Origin of the sequence: Legionella drozanskii LLAP-1, from assembly GCF_001467585.1 — a bacterium.
GTDB classification, from domain to species: domain Bacteria; phylum Pseudomonadota; class Gammaproteobacteria; order Legionellales; family Legionellaceae; genus Tatlockia; species Tatlockia drozanskii.
On record NZ_LNXY01000003.1, the window covers coordinates 264,568 to 283,036 of the forward strand.

The window sequence follows — 18,469 nt, forward strand, 5'->3', positions numbered from 1 at the left end:
TATAACGAAGTTTTGTCATTAAGCGAGCTTTTTTAAATTGCAGGCATGAGGTTGTTTTAAATCACACCATTTTAAGTCCGATATATTGTTCAAGATTAATAAATGAGTTATCAATAGTAGCTAAATATGTCATGAGGATTTTTATGCGCTATGTAGCAATTGACGCTCCTGGGCCAGAAAGCCGTATCATTGTAAAAGAACAGGCAAAACCCCAATATAATAAAGATCAACTTCTTGTTCGCGTGAAAGCAGCAGGATTAAATCGCGCTGATTTGATGCAGCGACAAGGGAAATATCCTCCTCCTCCGGGTGAATCCAATATTCCAGGATTAGAAATTGCTGGTGAGGTTGTAGAAATCGGTACTCACGTCAAACAATTTAAGGTTGGTGATCGTGTTTACGGACTAGTTGGCAGTGGAGGCTATGCTGAATATTGCTGTCTGAATCAGTCACTTGCAGCACCCATCCCAAAGGGCTGGGGATTCAGCTATGCAGCAGCCATTCCTGAAGCATTAGTCACCGCTCATGCTACGGTCTTTCTACTTGGTCATTTAAATCAAAGTCAAACCTTACTTATTCATGCTGCAGGCAGCGGTATTTCATCTTTTGCGATTCAAATGGCAAGACACATCGGTGCCAAAGTCATTACTACTGCAGGTAATCAGGAAAAAGTTGATAAAGCCCTGCAATTGGGTGCAACAAGGGCTATTAACTATAAAACAGAAGATTTTTACAATCTAATTGATGAGGGTTCAATTAATTTAATCGTTGATTTTATAGGCGGCGGTTATTTTGCTAAGCACTTAGAGCTGTTACAAACAAAGGGCAGATTAGTACAGATTTCTTGCATGCAAGGCGCGAAAGTTGACTTCAATCTAGTCACGATGATAAGAAAACGCCTGCAGCTAATTGGCTTTGTTTTACGAGCTCAATCACTTAGTGAAAAAACAGCCTTATGGAAATCTGCCCAGGCGCATTGGGCAACCTCTTTACTCAACAAACATATCGTTCCCATTATTGATTCCGAATTTAGTTTTTCTAATATCGAACAAGCTCATGCTCGTATGCTAAGTCGTGAACATTTTGGGAAGATTGTGATCCGCATGGATTAAAAAAGCCGCACTATTTTATCGGACTAATGACCAAAATAAGAACAGATTTATCATTTATATTACCGCCAAGATTGGTTTTATGTTAAAATCGACGTTTTTCCAGTTGAGCTTATGGTTATGCTAAATAAAAAAGAAATCCTCTTCTCAATTAGTTTAATGCTCTCAAGCACTGTCTCTTTCGCAATTGAGGTACCCATTTTTGACTTTCCTCTAAACACCTACAGTCAAAATAGTAATGACTATTTGCCGAAAGACAGCAGTGATTATTCCACTCCTCTATTAAGCGAACAATATCAAAAAACTCAATTACAGCAATTTTATAATCATTATTATGCGAGCGATGCACAAGGACTCTCTCCTTGGAGTGAGCAAATGGTTAGGTCAGTTTTGCCGATTGTGAGAACAGTTGAGCTAGAAGTATTGGAAGATTTTAATAACCAAAATAAAGCACCTAATGAGCTTCATTATTCAGAAAATTTTAAAGAACAAAATTTCATTTGGTGGGATAAAATAAAACGGAACATGGCCTTGGAGACACTGCAGGCTAGTTCTTTCAAAGAGGAAAATAAAGCAATCGCAGTGAACAATACTTTCGCACGTGCCTTACCGAATTTTGCACCTGATTTCTTTCATATAAGTCTTCCAGGACAAGGTTTTCCATTCGATAATTTACAAGAATCGGCAATTTGGGCAGGTACCCCCCTCTATGTTTTCACTCAATCTCGAGATAAAGCCTGGTCGCTAGTTCTGACCCCGGATGCCTATTTTGCTTGGATCAAAACAAGTGATCTAGCCTATGCCACTCCTCAATTTATCAATCAATGGCAACAAGCTGCCAAAAAAAACCTAGCCGCCATCACTAAAACAGAAACATCTATTGTCGACACCAACAATAATTTTCGTTTTACCGGTTATATTGGAGCCGTATTTCCTCTTGTTCAACAAGAGGGGCAAACAATATCCCTACTCATCCCCGTTAAAAATGAGCAAAATCAAGCCGTCATTAAAACCGCTTTAACTTCGGCTCAAGCGGCGACTCTAATGCCTTTAGTCGCTTCTAAAGAAAACTTGGTGAAGATTCTCAAACAATTAAAAAATCGACCCTATGGTTGGGGTAGTACTTTCTTTTTTAATGATTGCTCACAAGAAATGAAAAGTATTTTTGCCCCTTTCGGTATTTGGCTACCCAGAAATTCGGGAGCACAAGGGAAATTAAATTCTGCTATCGATTTATCGCAAATGAATGTTGATGAGCGTTTAAAGACACTTAAATCCCAAGGCCATCCTTTAATGACACTGATTTATATTGGCGGCCATGTGATGTTGTATGTCGGTAATAAACAACTTGGCAATCAAGAAGTTGAAGCGATTAGTTATCAAAATGTTTGGGGCCTTGCACCTAAAAGCAGAGATAAGCGCTATGTCATAGGCCAGTCGGCTTTTCTTCCGCTTCTTAAGTATTTCCCTGAGAATCCAGATATTAATTCTCAGGCGAATGCGAGCTATTTTAAACTCGTTTATCTGGATAATTTGCAACCCAAGGCAGAGTCGCCACAAGCGTTTTCAAAGAAATTCATGTCAACAAACATTGAAAAACCAATGGATTTATAGTTTTGTAACATGAGTCTAGCAACTGTTTTTCAAGACAGTTGCTAACTCTTAATACACTATTTCGCAGCCTCTAAACGTTCTTTCCTTAGTGCTCTACGCAATAGCTGCGTATAAATAGGTTCATTGCGCGCTAATTGCATAACGGTAGTAGAAGTCAAACAAGACACCATTAATGGCAAAATCAAAGAATAGTTTTGGGTCATCTCAACCACCAAAACAATACCCGTAATCGGTGCTCGCACCGCTGCGGCAAATAAAGCGCCCATACTTGCCACTGCAAACATACCAGGATGAAGCGTTACATCTGGCATTAAATCTTGTAATAAATGCGACACGGCCGTACCAAATAAGGCTCCTAAGGCCAACATCGGGGCAAAAATACCACCGGGAACATTGGTTGAATAACAGATCATAGTCGTAAAAAAACGAACCACTAAAATAAGAGTGAGTATTGATACACTCGGGGTAAGCGTTAGAGCTTGGTTGATAATATGATAGCCACCGCCGACGAAATCAGGTTGAAGATAAGCAAGAAGTCCTACTCCAGCACCCACAATTAATATGTAGGTCATCCGTAATCCGTAGGTCATTTTATCAGTGAGTTTTAAACTCAGCATCAAGGTATGATTGAATAACAAACCAACAAAACCCACCATAATTCCCAAAATAAAAAAGAGCCATAAGGATCTAAGGCTCGGCAACTCAAAAACATTCATCTGAATGTCTGCTTGTGCCCCGATAAAATAATTCAAGGTAATCGTAGCCATCACACAAGAAATGGCCACCATTTTAAAGTTAGTGAAGGTGAAGTTAAATTCATTGCGCAGCTCTTCAACTACGAAAAGCACTCCTGCTAAAGGCGCATTGAATGCCGTAGCAAGACCGGCGGCCGCACCTGCCATGATTAGGGTGTCTCGTCTTTCTTGGGAAAAATGAAGCAACTCTCCAAACATATCGCCAAGATTACCACCCATTTGAATCGTCGGACCCTCTCGACCAAGCACTAATTTTCCTGAGATTGCCAGAATACCTGCAATAAATTTAACTGGTATTAAACGCCGCCAAAAAATAGGTCTTTCATGCAATAAAGCTCCTTCAATTTCTTGTACCCCGCTTCCTGAGGCTTCAGGGGAAATATGTCGCACCATGAGCCAAGCAATAAAAACAAAAATCATAGAAATTAAAACAGAAGCTAATACAACAGAACCACCTTTGGTTTGAACAAAAGTAAGCACTTGCTGAATGAACTCATCTAAATGTAAAATGGCAATTTGAAAAAAAGAGCCCACTATCCCTGTGGTTATACCTAAGAGAATTGATACTCCATAGACCATCAATAATTTATCGCGCATTTACTCAAATCATTCCCATTAAATTAGAAATAATCCGCAATCCTGCTTGGTTAGGCAGCGAAAGAATTGTTTCAGGATGAAATTGTACTGCATAAACCGGTAGGGTCTTATGTTCTACAGCCATTACAATACCATCTTGGCTTAAAGCCGTCACTTTTAACTCCTCCGGCACTTCTGCTGTACGCGCATAGAGCGAATGATAGCGGCCTGCTGTAAATGATTGCCCCAGACCAGCAAACAAACCGGACTCCTCGTTAACCTCAATTTCGGAAGCCTTACCATGCATCGGGTAAGTTAATATATCCAAGACACCGCCAAAATATTCCACAATACCTTGCAAGCCAAGGCATACACCAAATAGAGGAATCTTCTTCTTCAGAACCGCTTCAATCGTTTTTGCAAGCTTAAAATCAACTGGCCGCCCAGGCCCCGGTGAAAGCAGGACTAAGTCAAAGGATTGCTCTTGTAAATAATCCAGGGCATATTCGCTACGAATAGTGACTACCTGGGCTCCTGTTTGTCGCACATAATTGGCTAAGGTATGGACAAATGAATCTTGATGATCAACCAGGAGTACTTTTTTACCTGCACCTTGTTGCGGTAGGGAATTTATTAAACCAGGTTTCAAATTTGGTTTTTGCAAAATATCCAAAAATGCCGAGGCTTTCAAACGGGTTTCCTGTTCTTCAGCTTGCGGCTGAGAATCAAAAAGTAAGGTTGCGCCCACGCGTATTTCAGCTATGCCCTGTTGAATACGTATCGTTCTCAAAACAAGTCCAGTGTTTAAGTTGCCGTTGAAACCAAACCAACCGACTGCACCGGCGTACCATTTCCGCGGTGATTTCTCATGTTTTTCAATAAAATTCATGGCCCATAATTTCGGTGCACCTGTGACTGTCACAACCCACATATGTGTTAAAAACGCATCGACAGCATCAAACTCCTCCCGCAAAGTCCCCTCAACATGGTCGACGGTATGAATCAAGCGTGAATACATTTCAATTTGGCGACGCCCAACCACTCGCACAGACCCTGCTTCACAAATGCGGGATTTATCGTTGCGATCTACGTCCGTACACATCGTTAATTCCGATGCTTCTTTTTCAGAATCCAATAAAAGCTGAATATTATGCGCATCTTCAATGGCATCAGTTCCGCGTTTAATCGTCCCTGAAATAGGACAGGTCTCCACCCGCTTACCTTGCACACGAACATACATTTCTGGTGACGCACCAACAAGATATTCATCTTCCCCAAGGTTAATGAAAAATCCATAGGGCGAAGGGTTGACTTCCCTCATTCGGCGAAAAATTGCCGAAGGCTGTTCTGAGCATGCTGCATAAAATGTTTGGCTAGGTACTACCTCAAATAAATCGCCGCAGGCAAAACGCTGTTTAGCTAAATCAACGAGGGCTGCGTATTCCCCTGGTTCATGATCGCAAGATTTTGTCGGTTTATGCGTGGGTTTATAGGTATTAAATTCGCCATCTCGCGGCAGAGATTGAGTTGATTTACCTTGGAATTGAAAATTATAACGTCTAATAAAAGCAACTTCTTTGCGATGGTTTACCACATAGATTTCATCGGGAAGGTATAAAACCATTTCGCGCTGCTCTAATGAACGTTCTTTGTGCCGGGTTAAACTCTCAAACTGAAAAATTAAATCGTAACCAAAGGCGCCATAAAAACCCAAATAAGATTCATCTGATTTAAAAAAACCAAGTAAAGAGCGCAAAAGAGTGAAAACCGAAGGCTGGCGACTGCGTTCTTCTTCACTAAAAATCTGTTGCGCGGGCTTTACTTCGATCTGACACAAGCGATCCGATTGTTCTTTTATAATTAAATCACTAGATCCTTGCAATAAGGGAAAAATAATTGCTAATAAAACTTCCCCGCGCTGATTTAATGCTTGAATATGAATTTCTTTAGCTTTGCAAACCAAAGCCAAAGGGGGATTATAAAAACCAATATCCCAGCAAGTATAACGTCCGGGGTATTCAAAACTTGAAGCGAATAATGCTCCTCGATGAGTATCGAGTCGTTCAAGTAGCGGCTCAATAGCATTCTCATAGACCAAATCATGTTGCACATATTCAATATGAACGCCACCCGAGGTTTTAACCTGCTGTAACATCAATAACACTCAAGAAAAAAGGACATTTATTCATTCTACTTTAAAACTAATGCACTGCAAGCGGCTTTCTTTTCAAATTCCAAGCGCTTAAGTTTTCCTTAAGAAACCTCTAAGTTTCCCTTAAGAATCCTTTGCTAAGATGTAGTTTTATTTGATAAAGAAATCGTTATGGTTCAGTCACTTGATAACTTAGAGAAGAAAATTGATGCTCGACTAGAACGCTTGCATAAAACTCGCGCCGCGAACGGGCTTTTTGAAAATCAAGCTGAATCCATTGTATTCCATTATTATCTCAAGCAACTAGCCGAGCATCAAATCAGCATTAAACAACATGATTTGGTTCATCGAATAGAACTATCAGGTCTAGTTGCGATAAAAGTAGCGATAAGATTGGATGAATTAGAGCCTGTTCTCAAAATTGCAATTCGTGAAAATGATAAGGAGCTTTTAGAAGCACTCACGGAAAGAGTGCCTAATATTGTTGACCTTGAATTTAAGCAAAGCAAAAAAACTGCGCTAATTATAGCCGCAGAACAAAATAAATCGGCTCTTGTTGAACTACTTATTGCTGCCAAAAATTTCGACCCCCACTCTGCTTCTGCTCGAAAAGCATTCACTGCGGCTGTTATTAGCGGTAGTTTTGATACTATTAAACTATTACTACAGGCAGGAGTAGTTCCCTCTCAGGCTGACTTCCAGAAAGCTTGTTCTCAAGGAAAGTTAGATATTGCCAAAGAGTTAATTGCAGCAAGCGAGAAAGCCTTTGATTACGATACCGCCTTACTATTTGCCGTCTCAGCGGGAAATTTGCCAGCCGTAGAATTTCTAGTGAATGAAAAAGGAGCTGACGTAAATTACGTTGAACCTCCTATCTCAGCTAAAGCAACTTTAATGACTCCTCTTATACTAGCAATTGACTATAAGCATCCCCAAATAGCCCGATTTTTAATCGAAAAGGGCGCTATAAGGCAGCAAGCAGTGGATGCCTTAAGCATAAGTGAACTGAGTTTTGCAGCTTTCATTGGTGACCCAGTCGAAGCATTTATACCAGTGAAATATAATGCAGAAGAAATTGAAACGTTTAGAGCTAAATTTGGTTTAACTACAGCCCTTAAATCATCCTCAAAAAGAAAAAACATTGAACCACATCCAGATTTAAATGTTCAAGACCGACTGGGTTATACCCCACTCCTACGTGCTGTTCAAAATGGCGACCTACAAAATATCACCCAATTAATACAAGCTGGTGCTGATGTTAATGTTCGATCTAATGATGGTCACGTCGCTCTTATCGATGCCGTCATTCAAAATAATGCAGACGCAGTAGAAGCTTTACTGCAAGTATCTGGCATCGATATTAATGTTTGCGAAAAACAGGGGGCCTACCGCTCTGCCAGAGAAATTGCCGTTCAAAATACTAATCAGGCGATAGTTCAAGCACTTGACCAGTTTGTAGTTGAGCGCAGCGTAGAATTTTTAAAAGAGAACAGATTGTATGAGTTAAATAGCATCATGGATAATTATCACCATACACGCAGGGAACAAAAAGATGAATATGGTGACACTAAAGAATATTTGTATCTCAATGTCTTAGGTCTATTTCAAAAAAGCTATAAGCAAAAAATGACAGCACTTGCGGATTTAAAGAGAGTATTAAGAGGAGAATATTTTGATGCAGAGGGAAAACCCATCGATTTAATCGCTCATTTATCGACTCTAAGAAACGGACGCTTAGGAAACGACTTGAGATCATTTATCAAACAAGGCCATGCCGATTGTATCGTTGATCAACCGGTTACTACAGTTACCGAATTTGTTTATGCCTTACAAGCAAAAATCCAAGCAGCTTGTATTTCGGGCCAGAAATTCGATAGAGTCGCAACAGTCTAGTTTTTTATTTAGAATGCCCCCTGTGGTCAAGCCACGGGGATTCGCCAAACCTTAGATAAATATCGGAAAATAATTCCCCAGGTATACAATGCAAGGTATACTTTTTCCTTAATTATTTTGGAATTCATTATGTCATTCAACGAACAAGACTTAAAAAAGATAGAACAATTAGCCTACCTAGATAGCGAATCCGATGAGCATAGCCAATTAGCAGAAGAAGTTCATGCAATCATGGATTTTGTGGAGCAATTACGTAAAGTAGACACCAGCAAGACTACGCCCCTGTTTCACCCCTCTGAGCTGCAGCAGCGTTTCAGAGCGGACGAAGTAACTGAAGAAAATTGTCAAGCACAGTTGGCAGCTCTTGCTCCGCTTTTCGAAAACGAACTCTATCAAGTTCCCAAGGTTATCGATTCTGATTCAGGACAATAAACCTATGCACAAGCTCTCTTTATCTGAATTACTCCATTCGCTGCGGCAGCGGGAATTTTCAAGTATAGAATTAACTAAACACTACCTTAATCGTATTCAACAACATCAGACACTGAATGCGTTTATTAGTGTAATCGATGAAGAACAGGCATTCAGCGCCGCTAAAGAAGCGGATAAATTGCTCCAAACAGGGCAAGCAAAATCTTTAACGGGCCTACCGATGGCCCATAAAGATATTTTTTGCACCAAAGAGTTAGCCACCACTTGCGGCTCAAAAATGCTTGAAAATTATTATTCTCCTTATCAAGCAACAGCCGTTACTCGTTTAGCAGAACAAGGAGTAATCTTATTGGGTAAAACCAATATGGATGAATTTGCGATGGGCTCAGCTAATGAAAACAGTTATTTTGGGCCTGTCAAAAATCCCTGGGATGAAAAACGAGTTTCCGGCGGATCTTCTGGTGGTTCTGCTGCGGCAGTAGCGGCTGGTCTAGTTCCTTTTGCAACCGGTACCGATACCGGAGGCTCTATAAGACAACCCGCCGCATTTTGTGGAATTTCAGGGATAAAACCCACCTATGGCTTGGTGTCTCGCTTTGGTATGATTGCCTTTGCTTCGAGCCTTGATCAAGGTGGTCCCTTGGCTAGATCTGCAGAAGATTTAGCTCTGATCTTACAAGCCATGATAGGATTTGATCCCAAGGATTCGACTTCAGTTGATCAGCCTATTCCTAATTATTCAGCCTCTTTAAATCGCTCAATTAAAGGTTTACGTATTGGCTTGCCTTCTTGTTTTTTTCAAAAAGAAGTGGATAACGATATTCAACAAGCCCTTTATGCAGCTGTAAAAATTTTCCAGCAGGAAGGTGCTGAAATAATCGAACTTGACTTAAAACTGCAAGCTCTATGGGTACCCTGCTACTATGTCATTGCTTGTGCGGAGGCTTCATCAAATTTATCGCGTTATGACGGCGTACGTTTTGGTTATCGCAGTACAAAAGGGAGCAGCTTACACGAACAAATTATCAATACACGCACCGAAGGATTTGGCCTCGAAGTCAAACGTCGTATCCTAACCGGCACACATGTGCTTTCCGCTGGTTATTTTGACGATTACTACCTACAAGCGTTAAAAATTCGACGGTTAATCCAAAATGAACTGCAAGACTACTTAAACCAAGTGGATATTATTTTAGGTCCCACTACCCCGACTTGCGCGTTCAAACTAGGGGAGAAAATAGCGGACCCAATCCAAAATTATTTAGCCGATGTATTTACCGTGGCTGCAAACTTGGCGGGAATACCTGCACTGTCTATTCCTGCAGGATTTAGTCAAGGATTGCCTATTGGCATGCAGTTAATTGGCAAACATTTCAGCGAAGCACTATTGCTTAATTGTGCTCACCATTATCAACAATGTACTGACTGGCACCAAGCCAGACCGACCTTCGAAAGGTGATTTATGGCATGGGATACTGTTATTGGTCTTGAAGTTCACGCCCAATTACGAACAAAATCGAAATTGTTCTCTGGCGCTGCTACTGCTTTCGGCGCAGCACCCAACACACAAACCTGTTTTATTGATGCAGGTCTTCCAGGTGTTTTACCTGTCCTCAATCAACAAGCAGTACATATGGCCATTCAATTTGGTTTAGCCATTAATGCTACGATCAATAACTATTCCTATTTTGAACGCAAAAATTATTTTTATCCCGATTTACCGAAAGGTTATCAAATTAGTCAATTCCAGCGACCTATTGTTGCCAATGGTTATTTGAACATTGAGGTTGAAGGTTCTGAAAAGCGAGTTGAGATTGTAAGAGCTCATTTAGAAGAAGATGCAGGTAAATCCTTACACGAAGCTCATTCGCAATATACAGGCATTGACCTGAATCGAGCAGGCACGCCGCTACTTGAGATTGTGACGGCGCCTTGTTTAACTTCAGCAGAAGAAGCAGTCAGTTATCTCAAAGCACTACATCTTTTAGTGCGATTTTTAGGGATCTGCGATGGAAATATGCAAGAAGGTTCTTTTCGTTGCGATGTGAATATTTCCCTTAAGCCGCAAGGCTCAGAGAAATTAGGGACTCGCAGTGAAATAAAAAATCTTAATTCTTTTCGCTTCATTGAGAAAGCGATTCGTTATGAACAAATGAGACATCAGGACCTACTTGAAACCGGACAACCAATTTATCAAGAAACACGATTGTATTGTCCTAACACTAATATGACTCAGCTTCTACGCTCGAAAGAAAATGAAAATGATTACCGCTATTTTCCTGATCCTGATTTATTGCCTATCCAAATTCACTCGCAGGATTTAGAACAAATTAAACAAGCAATGCCGCCCTTGCCCGAGGCACTCAGAATAACTCTCAGAAAGAATGAAAATTTAAATGAAGAAGATATCCATTTTATTCTTTCAGCACCCGCAATTTATCAATTTTTTAGCGAGTTAAAACAGCTCACTCAAGCTGACGACAAAATGATTGTGAACTGGCTTAAAGGAAGTTTTGCCGCAGCGCTCAATGAAGTAAATCTCAGCTTTGAAAATACTCCTGTTTCACCATCAGCATTCGCACCCTTATTAACCCAGCTTGCAGAACAAAAATTTTCAATGCAAATCGCTAAACAAATTTTTGCCAAGCTATGGGCTGGAGAAGGAACAGTCGATGAAATTATTCAAAAAGAAGGATACCTGCAAGCGAGCAACAATGTCTTGCTCGAGGGAATCGTACAAGCAATTGTTAATCAATACCCTGAGCAAGCCGCTGATTACCGCGCAGGTAAAGAAAAATTAATTGGTTTTTTTGTAGGCCAAGTGATGAAAGAAACTAAAGGGCAGGCTAATCCGGCCCAGATTAATTCTTTATTAAAAAAATATTTATAAGCGAAAACAAACCTGGTGTCGCAAAGCGACAACCAGGTTTCGTCTTTCTTATTTTTCTTATTAGTAGGATTTAACAATTACTGTAGAACCTACATTCAAGAAGTCTTGGTTTAACCATTTTGCAGCACTTGGTAAAACTCGAATGCAACCATGGCTAGCATTATAGTTAGGTACTTCGTAGGCAGCATGGATAGAATAGCCTCCGCTGAAGTGCATACAGTATGGCATACGTGCACCACCACCTGTTTCAATAGGATAAAGACTTGAAGTACATTCCTCCCCTTTCTTAGAATAAACATGGTAAGTTCCAGTGACTGTACGACAGCCCCTACCAATATCTTCGCAGAAGTCTTTACCTCCTGATGCACTTCCGGTTTTAACGCGGTTACCTTGTGCATCATAAGCTGCCCAAGCGGCGGCTTTAGGGTCAAAAATAAATACTTTATTCCCTGTGGCCTCACGCTGTGCTGGGAAACTACCTACGCCCCTATGATCTGAATCAACGCTCATTGTATAATGCGTATGTCCCGCATCATCTACTATGGGCACTGATCGATCCATTGACGCACAAGATGCTGCTAACACTGACAACGAGCCAATGACTAGTTGCTTTTTCATGGGTGTTACCTCCCTCTTTTTTTTTATATTATCGGAAGGTTTTTGAATAAATTTAGGTCTTTTTATAAATTATTTTTACTTTGTGTTTATTTTTTGTCTTTTTCATCGCTTAAAACTTCTTTTTTAAGAGGCTCGGGAAGCATAGCTATTAAGGCTAAAACCAACTGCTCATCGCTACATTCAAAGCATCCGCCACGTGCTGGCATTGCATTAAATCCTTCTTCCGTATGCTTAAACAGGCTCTTAATCCCATTTTTGACTCTTGGGGTCCAATCATTTTCATTTCCAACTCTCGGTGCACCAAGTGGTATTAAAGGTTTCTCTGCATGACAGCTAGAACAGAAATGCTTCACAATTTGCGCTCCTTCATCCTTAGTCCCTTTTATCGATTGAAGGAACTCTTGCGGATGATGATTAGCAGCTAGAGCAAAAGTAAAAGGCAAAAAACAAACAACAATAAATCCAAGTTTCAGCATACATTGATCCTTTACATCTCAGTTTGGTGGGCAATTATAAATTTTATTTCCATTTTTAGAAAATGCGTAATTACGGCTAAACCGAAACTTGACGATAGTTCTTAATCAATTTACTCTGTTCCAAAATCAGCAAGATTATCAAAAGGAGAATAGATTGAGGTTTAGTCTATGTTGAAATCTGTCTTTCTGGGTTTAATGTTTATTCTTGCATCAAGCCTACTACAAGCTGCGCCTAAGCAATCATTAGAGCTACTTCAACAAAAAGTAGAGCGCTTTGCTTTAAGTGAATTATCAACTCAAAATCATGACGAAATCGAAGTATCTGCCGAAAAAATAGATCCTCGATTAAACTTGAAAGCTTGTAAAGAGAGTGAGTTGGAAATATTTAATCCTTATAAAACACCTATTTTACATACTACAACCATTGGTGTTAGATGCCGTGAACCAGACACGCATTGGACTCTCTATATACCCCTCAAAATTTCTCTAAAAAAATGGGTCCTGGTAACTAACCGTCCAATACCCAAGGGAACACAACTTTCTGACAATGATTTTGATAAATTAAAAATCGATGTAAGCCAATTAAAACATGGATATTTCTCGGATGTTCAAGAGATTAGAGATCAAGTTTGTAAACAAAACTTGGCTGAAGGTGCCATCGTGACCCCTTTTAATCTAGAAACTCCTTTGCTTATTCATCGCGGTGAGCAAGTCAGTATTCAGGCAGTCAACGAGATGATTAATGTAAGCATGAATGGAATCGCTTTAAATGATGGTGCACTCGGAGATACCATTAAAGTACAAAATTTATCTTCTAAGCGAATCATAGAAGCAAGAATTAGTGCAAATAAACAAGTGAAAGTGACTATTTAAAAAATTATTTAAAATCATGATGACATGACTTTATAAATATGTTATAGCTTGGATATTGAACGATATTTTCTAAAGATTTCATGATAGGAGCCGATAACCATGATGAGTGCAATTGAGAGCAATGTTATGGTAAATCCACTTAATGATATGAATAACGTCAAGCGCGTAGAGACAGAAAATCGTGTTCAGCAACAGCGCACACAAGTTACTGCTTCTGACGATCTACCTGCTGATGATGCTAATCATGTAAGTATTAGTAGTACTTCAAAACATCTCTCAGCCTTAAAAGAAGTTATTCTCAAAGCACCAGAAGTTAACCATACAAGAATAAAATTTCTTAAAGAAGAGCTGGCTAGCGGACGCTATCGCATTCTAAGTGATCAAATTGCAGCAAAAATGCTTGATGATATCGAATTAGCCTAAAAACAAGTACCTGTATGGAGCCCAGCGAAGTACAGGTAATTCAAGAAAGATTATTCGTTTTTTATCTTTATATCTCAAGGGACTTCCATGACTAATAGCAAGATTACCCTGCTAATCACCCAGCTAAAACAAGAAATCAATTGGATTGACGAATTGATTAAACGGCTGTCTGAAGAAAAAAAAGCACTCGCCGAACGCCAATTTACGACACTGGAAACGATCGCAAATCAAAAAGAAACGCTTTCTAGTCAGCTAGAAGAAAGTGCCAATAATCGCCTTCAACTCCTCGAGCTACCAGCCTATAACAATGATACCAAGCTCGCACTGCAAGCTTTTTTAAAACCCTGTTCCCTAGAAGAAGCCAATCAAGTTAATCAATTAAATAATCAGCTAGCAGAAAAAATTGCTGAGTGTAGAGAGTTGAACTCAATCAATGGTCAAGTCATTTCATCTAATATCAACAGCCGCCAAGACCTTATTAGTATACTAACCGGTCAAAATCCTTCTAATGCCATTAATATTTACACTGCGACTGGCGATGTAAAAACTTCGACAGCATCCAGTTGTCATGAGAAAGCTTGATTTCTTTACAAATGCATCATTGGAAAAGAATTTTATAATCGCTAATTCTATGATCTTGTCAGGAAGATTTCCCTCTCCCCTCAACTTCTCGCGCAAGAAGTTCAATTCGATGACTTCCTTCGCGGGAGAGGAAACTGTTAACGCGCCTGCATACGCAAAGCCCCGTCCAAGCGAATCACTTCGCCATTAATCATACTATTTTCAATAATATGCAAAACAAGCGCTGCAAATTCTTCAGGTTTTCCTAAACGCTTAGGAAAGGTGACTGTTGCCGCTAGGTTATCCTGTACTTCTTGTGGCATATTCAACAGTAAAGGCGTAGCAATTAAACCAGGAGCAACTGTATTCACTCGAATTGCATGCTGAGCAAGCTCACGTGCGGCAGGTAAAGTCATCGCTACTACTCCGCCTTTCGAAGCACTATACGCCATTTGCCCGATTTGCCCTTCAAAAGCAGCAACTGATGCGGTATTGATGATCACTCCCCGCTCTTGAGAATTTATTTCAAGTTCAAGTTTGGACATCGCGTCGGCGACAACTCGCATCACGTTAAATGTTCCGACTAAATTAATATCAATAACCTGTTTAAATGCAGCAAGAGGCATAATGCCCTCTTTGCCAAACATCCGCTTAGCAGGAGCAATTCCAGCACAGTTAATACAAATTCTGGGAGTGCCAACTTGCGCAATTGTTTTTTCTATCGCGCGCTCAACTTCTTCAGCAGAACTGACATCACAAGCAATAGCGAGGGCCAACTTGAGCTGGCTGTCTTTTTCAATTTGTTGATCCCAAACAACGACTCTCACGCCCCGCTCACTTAACATCTGTGCACAAGCTCTACCCATTCCCGAGGAACCACCGGTGATAATGGCGATTTGATTATCTAAATTCATCCCTGCTCCGAATCATTATATTATTGTAAGTAAGCTTTACTTAATGCTTTGAATTGAGTCGTCCCAGCTTGGCCAACCCACTCAAAAAACACCATTTCTGAGGTAACTAAATGAACGCCCACTTGCTTCATGCGCTTAAGTCCATATCGATAGTCCAGTTCAAATCGACTACTTACTGCATCAACCACGACAAATACGTCATAACCTACTTTCTGCAAATCCAAGGCAGTCTGCAAGACACAAACATGAGCTTCGATGCCAATTAACACCATCTGCTTTCTATTGAGAGACTGGAGCTTCGGCTTAAAATCGGGGGCACGAAAACAAGAAAACTGCACTTTCTCGATAAATCTATCTTGAGGTACCAGGCTGCGTAAAGACTCAACTGTTGCGCCTAAGCCTTTGGGATATTGCTCGCTTACTAGTACGGGCACATCAAATTCTGTAGCTAATTGCATCAGCCATTGGCAGCGCTCTACTATCGCTTCTGCATGCAGTACGTGGGGGGTTAATTTATCTTGCACATCAATAAGCAATAAACAGGACTTATCTTTTTCCAGCAGCATTCCCTTCTCCAACAGAAAAGGACAATATCAACGTAAAGCGAAGATACTGTCAAGAAAAAAATAGAGATCTAAGGTTGACGGAGCAGGTAAAATCACGCTAGACTGAGTTAATGTTATATTACGTTAATACATTATCATGAAACAACATCCTCATAAACATCAATCAGTTCATCAACTCATGCATGCCATCAGCTTGCTTGAAAATACAGAAGAAGCTTTAGCTTTCTTTACAGATCTCTGTACACCTGCTGAGCTTGAAGCAATGGCCGATCGCTGGGAAGTAATTCCCTTGCTTCGCGAAGGGCTCCCTTATCGGACCATTCATGAGCAAACTGGAGTAAGTGTAACAACGATTACTCGCGTCGCACGTTGTCTTAGCTTTGGTAGCGGAGGTTATAACTTAATTGCAGATCGTTTGGAGCAACCGTGAAAACACGTCTTCGTTTGGCTTTACAAAAAAAAGGTCGTTTAGCACAAGAATCGCTTAATTTATTACAACGCTGTGGTCTAAAATTTCGTATTAAAGATAACGCATTACTGACTCATGTCGACAATCTTCCTATTGACTTGCTCTTCGTTCGCGATGACGATATCCCTACCTTGGTTTTTGATGGTTTATGTGACGGCGGTATTGTCGGTGAAAATGTTCTATTAGAAGCAGCCCTCGGAGCACCGGATAAACGTTATAACAGCCTTTTAAATCTCGGAACCTGTCGCTGTCGCCTTGCAATTGCAGTTCCTGAGGATTTTGATTATCGTGGTCCAGGCTCGTTAGATGGCAAACGAATCGCGACCAGTTATCCTCTTTTGCTTGCTCAATACCTCGCTGCTCAACAAATTTGTGCGGAAAGCTTGGTGCTCTCCGGTTCAGTTGAAGTTGCCCCTCGTATGGGCATGGCAGATGCCATTTGCGACCTTGTTTCCACTGGCCAAACGCTGGAAGATAATAAGTTGATAGAAGTAGATACTGTTTTAACGAGTCAGGCGGTTTTCATCCAAGCGACTCAACCTATTAGCACGGCGATACAAGAACTGTTTACTATGTTGCAAAGACGCATTCAAGCTGTACAACAAGCAGCTGAGCGCAAGTACATTCTCTTTCATGCTCCTAAAACCGCTTTAGACCGAATTTGTGAACGCTTACCCGGTGCCGAATCACCAACCATTTTGCCTTTGCCTGCCCATCCCGACAAAGTGGCCGTGCATGTAGTATCCAGTGAAGGAATTTTTTGGAACACCTTAGAAACTATCCAATCTTTAGGGGCAAGTTCCATTTTGGTGTTACCGATTGAAAAAATGCTGGAGTAATTCGATGTTAACCATTAATGATTGGCAAAATTTATCCCTAGAAGAAAAAAAGCAAAAACTGTCTAGGCCCAAACAAAGGAATTCGTTTAAACCACAAGTTCAAGCGATTATTGAAGCAGTTAAAACACGCGGAGATGAGGCTTTATTTGCCTTCACGCGCGAATTTGACGCCGTTGATTTGGTTGAATTAAGGGTATCTGTTGACAGAATTCTGAAAGCCGAAATTAGTGCCCAGGCCAATTGGGCTATCAATCAGGCAATAGAAACGATTCGCGCTTATCATCAAGCAATTCTTCCTCAGCCAAAACAAATCATCACGGCCAGAGGAATTAGCATTGAACGAATTTATAGACCCATCAATCGAGTCGGCTTGTACGTTCCTGGTGGCAATAATACGCCCTTGGTTTCCTCGTTGCTCATGCAGGCTATTCCTGCTCAAGTTGCTGGTTGCCCTTTAAAAATATTATGTACCCCCCCTAATTCAGAAGGAGAAATTGATCCTCATCTTTTAGTCGCAGCCCGTCTTTGTGGCATTGAAACTATTTATCAAATTGGCGGTGCACAAGCCATCGCCGCAATGGCTTATGGGACAGAAACGATTTCCAAGGTGGATAAATTATTTGGACCCGGCAATAGTTTTGTCACCGAAGCGAAAACTCTGGTAGCTGCGGATCCAGCAGGTGCCGCAATAGACATGCCGGCAGGCCCTTCTGAAGTGATGGTTTTTGCAGATAATCAAGCAAATCCAGCCTTTGTTGCTGCTGATCTGCTTGCTCAAGCAGAACATGGGATGGATTCTCAAGTTATTTTAATTGCTGAAAGTCTTGAGTTTGCTCTTAAAGTGAATCAAGCCCTCAAACAGCAATTAATGTCGCTTTCGCGACAGACAATTCTCAAGCAGGCATTGCAAAATAGCCTTATTTTAATTTGCAGCAATCCGATTGAACAACTTGAGATCATCAACTGTTATGCCCCTGAACATTTAATTATCAATCGTAGCGATGCCAATACTTGGGTCGCTTCTATCACCGCTGCAGGGACAGTATTTTTAGGACCCTGGGCTGCTGAAACAATGGGGGATTATGTCACAGGCAGCAACCACGTCTTGCCCACTAATGGTTACGCGCGTAATCACAGCGGCCTGAGTACTATGGATTTTTTAAAGACATTAACAGTACAGTCAGTCTCTGCAGAAGGTCTTAATTCTTTAGGCGAAGCAGCGCAAACCCTAGCGCTTATTGAAGGCTTAGATGCGCATGCGAATGCAGTGACCTTACGTTTAAATACATTAAAAGCACTGGAGTATTAA

Annotated in this window: 18 protein-coding genes; 12 read left to right on the forward strand and 6 right to left on the reverse strand. The window is 40.7% G+C overall.

The window, feature by feature from the left end; genetic code table 11:
- Positions 1–143 precede the first annotated feature (143 nt).
- Entirely contained in the window at positions 144–1,112 is a 969-nt protein-coding gene (locus Ldro_RS02275; protein WP_058494806.1) for an NAD(P)H-quinone oxidoreductase, read from the forward strand.
- Between the two features lie 117 nt (positions 1,113–1,229).
- Entirely contained in the window at positions 1,230–2,723 is a 1,494-nt protein-coding gene (locus tag Ldro_RS02280) for an SH3 domain-containing protein (protein ID WP_058494807.1), read from the forward strand.
- A gap of 56 nt (positions 2,724–2,779) precedes the next feature.
- On the opposite strand, the gene clcA is transcribed toward Ldro_RS02280, so the two are convergent.
- Positions 2,780–4,075: a H(+)/Cl(-) exchange transporter ClcA gene (gene clcA / locus Ldro_RS02285; protein WP_058494808.1), complete on the reverse strand. Its 1,296-nt coding sequence runs from the start codon at positions 4,073–4,075 to the stop codon at positions 2,780–2,782.
- A 4-nt stretch (positions 4,076–4,079) separates the two neighbouring features.
- A complete protein-coding gene (locus Ldro_RS02290) occupies positions 4,080–6,209 on the reverse strand; it encodes an anthranilate synthase component I (protein ID WP_058494809.1) in 2,130 nt (709 codons plus the stop codon).
- A 168-nt stretch (positions 6,210–6,377) separates the two neighbouring features.
- On the opposite strand from Ldro_RS02290, the gene Ldro_RS02295 reads away from it, so the two are divergent.
- The 4 genes from Ldro_RS02295 (at position 6,378) to gatB (ending at position 11,421) form a co-directional block, all read left to right on the forward strand.
- The gene (locus tag Ldro_RS02295) at positions 6,378–8,099 is read left to right on the forward strand and encodes an ankyrin repeat domain-containing protein (RefSeq protein ID WP_058494810.1); all 1,722 of its coding nucleotides are present in this window, start codon (positions 6,378–6,380) and stop codon (positions 8,097–8,099) included.
- A 129-nt stretch (positions 8,100–8,228) separates the two neighbouring features.
- A complete protein-coding gene (gene gatC / locus Ldro_RS02300) occupies positions 8,229–8,531 on the forward strand; it encodes an Asp-tRNA(Asn)/Glu-tRNA(Gln) amidotransferase subunit GatC (protein WP_058494811.1) in 303 nt (100 codons plus the stop codon).
- A gap of 4 nt (positions 8,532–8,535) precedes the next feature.
- On the forward strand, positions 8,536–9,990 hold the full coding sequence (gene gatA, locus Ldro_RS02305) for an Asp-tRNA(Asn)/Glu-tRNA(Gln) amidotransferase subunit GatA (protein WP_058494812.1): 1,455 nt from the start codon (positions 8,536–8,538) through the stop codon (positions 9,988–9,990).
- Between the two features lie 3 nt (positions 9,991–9,993).
- A complete protein-coding gene (gatB, locus tag Ldro_RS02310; RefSeq protein WP_058494813.1) occupies positions 9,994–11,421 on the forward strand; it encodes an Asp-tRNA(Asn)/Glu-tRNA(Gln) amidotransferase subunit GatB in 1,428 nt (475 codons plus the stop codon).
- Positions 11,422–11,481: 60 nt separating this feature from the next.
- Here the strand turns inward: gatB and Ldro_RS02315 are convergent, their stop codons facing one another.
- Both Ldro_RS02315 and Ldro_RS02320 read right to left on the reverse strand, forming a co-directional pair.
- Positions 11,482–12,039 carry a L,D-transpeptidase gene (locus tag Ldro_RS02315; protein WP_058494814.1) on the reverse strand — a complete coding sequence of 186 codons (558 nt, stop codon included), beginning with the start codon at positions 12,037–12,039 and terminating at the stop codon, positions 11,482–11,484.
- An 86-nt stretch (positions 12,040–12,125) separates the two neighbouring features.
- Positions 12,126–12,515 (reverse strand): c-type cytochrome, encoded by a 390-nt coding sequence (locus tag Ldro_RS02320; RefSeq protein WP_058494815.1) that lies wholly within the window; start codon positions 12,513–12,515, stop codon positions 12,126–12,128.
- A gap of 168 nt (positions 12,516–12,683) precedes the next feature.
- On the opposite strand from Ldro_RS02320, the gene flgA reads away from it, so the two are divergent.
- The 3 genes from flgA to Ldro_RS02335 all read left to right on the forward strand — a co-directional run bounded on the left by flgA (position 12,684) and on the right by Ldro_RS02335 (position 14,393).
- Positions 12,684–13,388, forward strand: coding sequence for a flagellar basal body P-ring formation chaperone FlgA (gene flgA / locus Ldro_RS02325; protein WP_065235880.1), 705 nt, complete (start codon positions 12,684–12,686; stop codon positions 13,386–13,388).
- 99 nt (positions 13,389–13,487) lie between these two features.
- Entirely contained in the window at positions 13,488–13,811 is a 324-nt protein-coding gene (gene flgM, locus Ldro_RS02330) for a flagellar biosynthesis anti-sigma factor FlgM (protein ID WP_058494816.1), read from the forward strand.
- A gap of 87 nt (positions 13,812–13,898) precedes the next feature.
- Positions 13,899–14,393, forward strand: coding sequence for a flagella synthesis protein FlgN (locus Ldro_RS02335; RefSeq protein WP_065235881.1), 495 nt, complete (start codon positions 13,899–13,901; stop codon positions 14,391–14,393).
- A gap of 137 nt (positions 14,394–14,530) precedes the next feature.
- Here the strand turns inward: Ldro_RS02335 and Ldro_RS02340 are convergent, their stop codons facing one another.
- Together Ldro_RS02340 and Ldro_RS02345 are read right to left on the reverse strand one after the other, a co-directional pair.
- Positions 14,531–15,286, reverse strand: a complete 756-nt coding sequence (locus tag Ldro_RS02340) for an SDR family NAD(P)-dependent oxidoreductase (protein WP_058494817.1) — start codon at positions 15,284–15,286, stop codon at positions 14,531–14,533.
- A 20-nt stretch (positions 15,287–15,306) separates the two neighbouring features.
- Positions 15,307–15,852, reverse strand: a complete 546-nt coding sequence (locus tag Ldro_RS02345) for a hydrolase (protein ID WP_058494818.1) — start codon at positions 15,850–15,852, stop codon at positions 15,307–15,309.
- A 136-nt stretch (positions 15,853–15,988) separates the two neighbouring features.
- On the opposite strand from Ldro_RS02345, the gene Ldro_RS02350 reads away from it, so the two are divergent.
- The 3 genes from Ldro_RS02350 to hisD are packed head-to-tail and all read left to right on the forward strand — an operon-like array spanning position 15,989 to position 18,469.
- A complete protein-coding gene (locus Ldro_RS02350) occupies positions 15,989–16,282 on the forward strand; it encodes a YerC/YecD family TrpR-related protein (RefSeq protein ID WP_058494819.1) in 294 nt (97 codons plus the stop codon).
- The gene (gene hisG / locus Ldro_RS02355) at positions 16,279–17,160 is read left to right on the forward strand and encodes an ATP phosphoribosyltransferase (RefSeq protein WP_058494820.1); all 882 of its coding nucleotides are present in this window, start codon (positions 16,279–16,281) and stop codon (positions 17,158–17,160) included. The genes Ldro_RS02350 and hisG overlap by 4 nt, the downstream gene beginning before the upstream one ends.
- A 4-nt stretch (positions 17,161–17,164) precedes the next feature.
- A complete protein-coding gene (hisD, locus tag Ldro_RS02360; protein ID WP_058494821.1) occupies positions 17,165–18,469 on the forward strand; it encodes a histidinol dehydrogenase in 1,305 nt (434 codons plus the stop codon).

Bases quoted from the DNA above. Each gene is read 5' to 3' on its own strand.
- Ldro_RS02345 (WP_058494818.1), bottom strand. From the start codon at position 15,852: ATGCTGCTGGAAAAAGATAAGTCCTGTTTATTGCTTATTGATGTGCAA.
- clcA (WP_058494808.1), bottom strand. From the start codon at position 4,075: ATGCGCGATAAATTATTGATGGTCTATGGAGTATCAATTCTCTTAGGT.
- gatC (WP_058494811.1), top strand. From the start codon at position 8,229: ATGTCATTCAACGAACAAGACTTAAAAAAGATAGAACAATTAGCCTAC.
- Ldro_RS02350 (WP_058494819.1), top strand. From the start codon at position 15,989: ATGAAACAACATCCTCATAAACATCAATCAGTTCATCAACTCATGCAT.
- Ldro_RS02315 (WP_058494814.1), bottom strand. From the start codon at position 12,039: ATGAAAAAGCAACTAGTCATTGGCTCGTTGTCAGTGTTAGCAGCATCT.
- Ldro_RS02275 (WP_058494806.1), top strand. From the start codon at position 144: ATGCGCTATGTAGCAATTGACGCTCCTGGGCCAGAAAGCCGTATCATT.
- Ldro_RS02295 (WP_058494810.1), top strand. From the start codon at position 6,378: ATGGTTCAGTCACTTGATAACTTAGAGAAGAAAATTGATGCTCGACTA.
- Ldro_RS02280 (WP_058494807.1), top strand. From the start codon at position 1,230: ATGCTAAATAAAAAAGAAATCCTCTTCTCAATTAGTTTAATGCTCTCA.
- flgA (WP_065235880.1), top strand. From the start codon at position 12,684: ATGTTGAAATCTGTCTTTCTGGGTTTAATGTTTATTCTTGCATCAAGC.
- Ldro_RS02320 (WP_058494815.1), bottom strand. From the start codon at position 12,515: ATGCTGAAACTTGGATTTATTGTTGTTTGTTTTTTGCCTTTTACTTTT.
- Ldro_RS02290 (WP_058494809.1), bottom strand. From the start codon at position 6,209: ATGTTACAGCAGGTTAAAACCTCGGGTGGCGTTCATATTGAATATGTG.
- hisD (WP_058494821.1), top strand. From the start codon at position 17,165: ATGTTAACCATTAATGATTGGCAAAATTTATCCCTAGAAGAAAAAAAG.
- Ldro_RS02335 (WP_065235881.1), top strand. From the start codon at position 13,899: ATGACTAATAGCAAGATTACCCTGCTAATCACCCAGCTAAAACAAGAA.
- Ldro_RS02340 (WP_058494817.1), bottom strand. From the start codon at position 15,286: ATGAATTTAGATAATCAAATCGCCATTATCACCGGTGGTTCCTCGGGA.
- flgM (WP_058494816.1), top strand. From the start codon at position 13,488: ATGATGAGTGCAATTGAGAGCAATGTTATGGTAAATCCACTTAATGAT.
- gatA (WP_058494812.1), top strand. From the start codon at position 8,536: ATGCACAAGCTCTCTTTATCTGAATTACTCCATTCGCTGCGGCAGCGG.
- gatB (WP_058494813.1), top strand. From the start codon at position 9,994: ATGGCATGGGATACTGTTATTGGTCTTGAAGTTCACGCCCAATTACGA.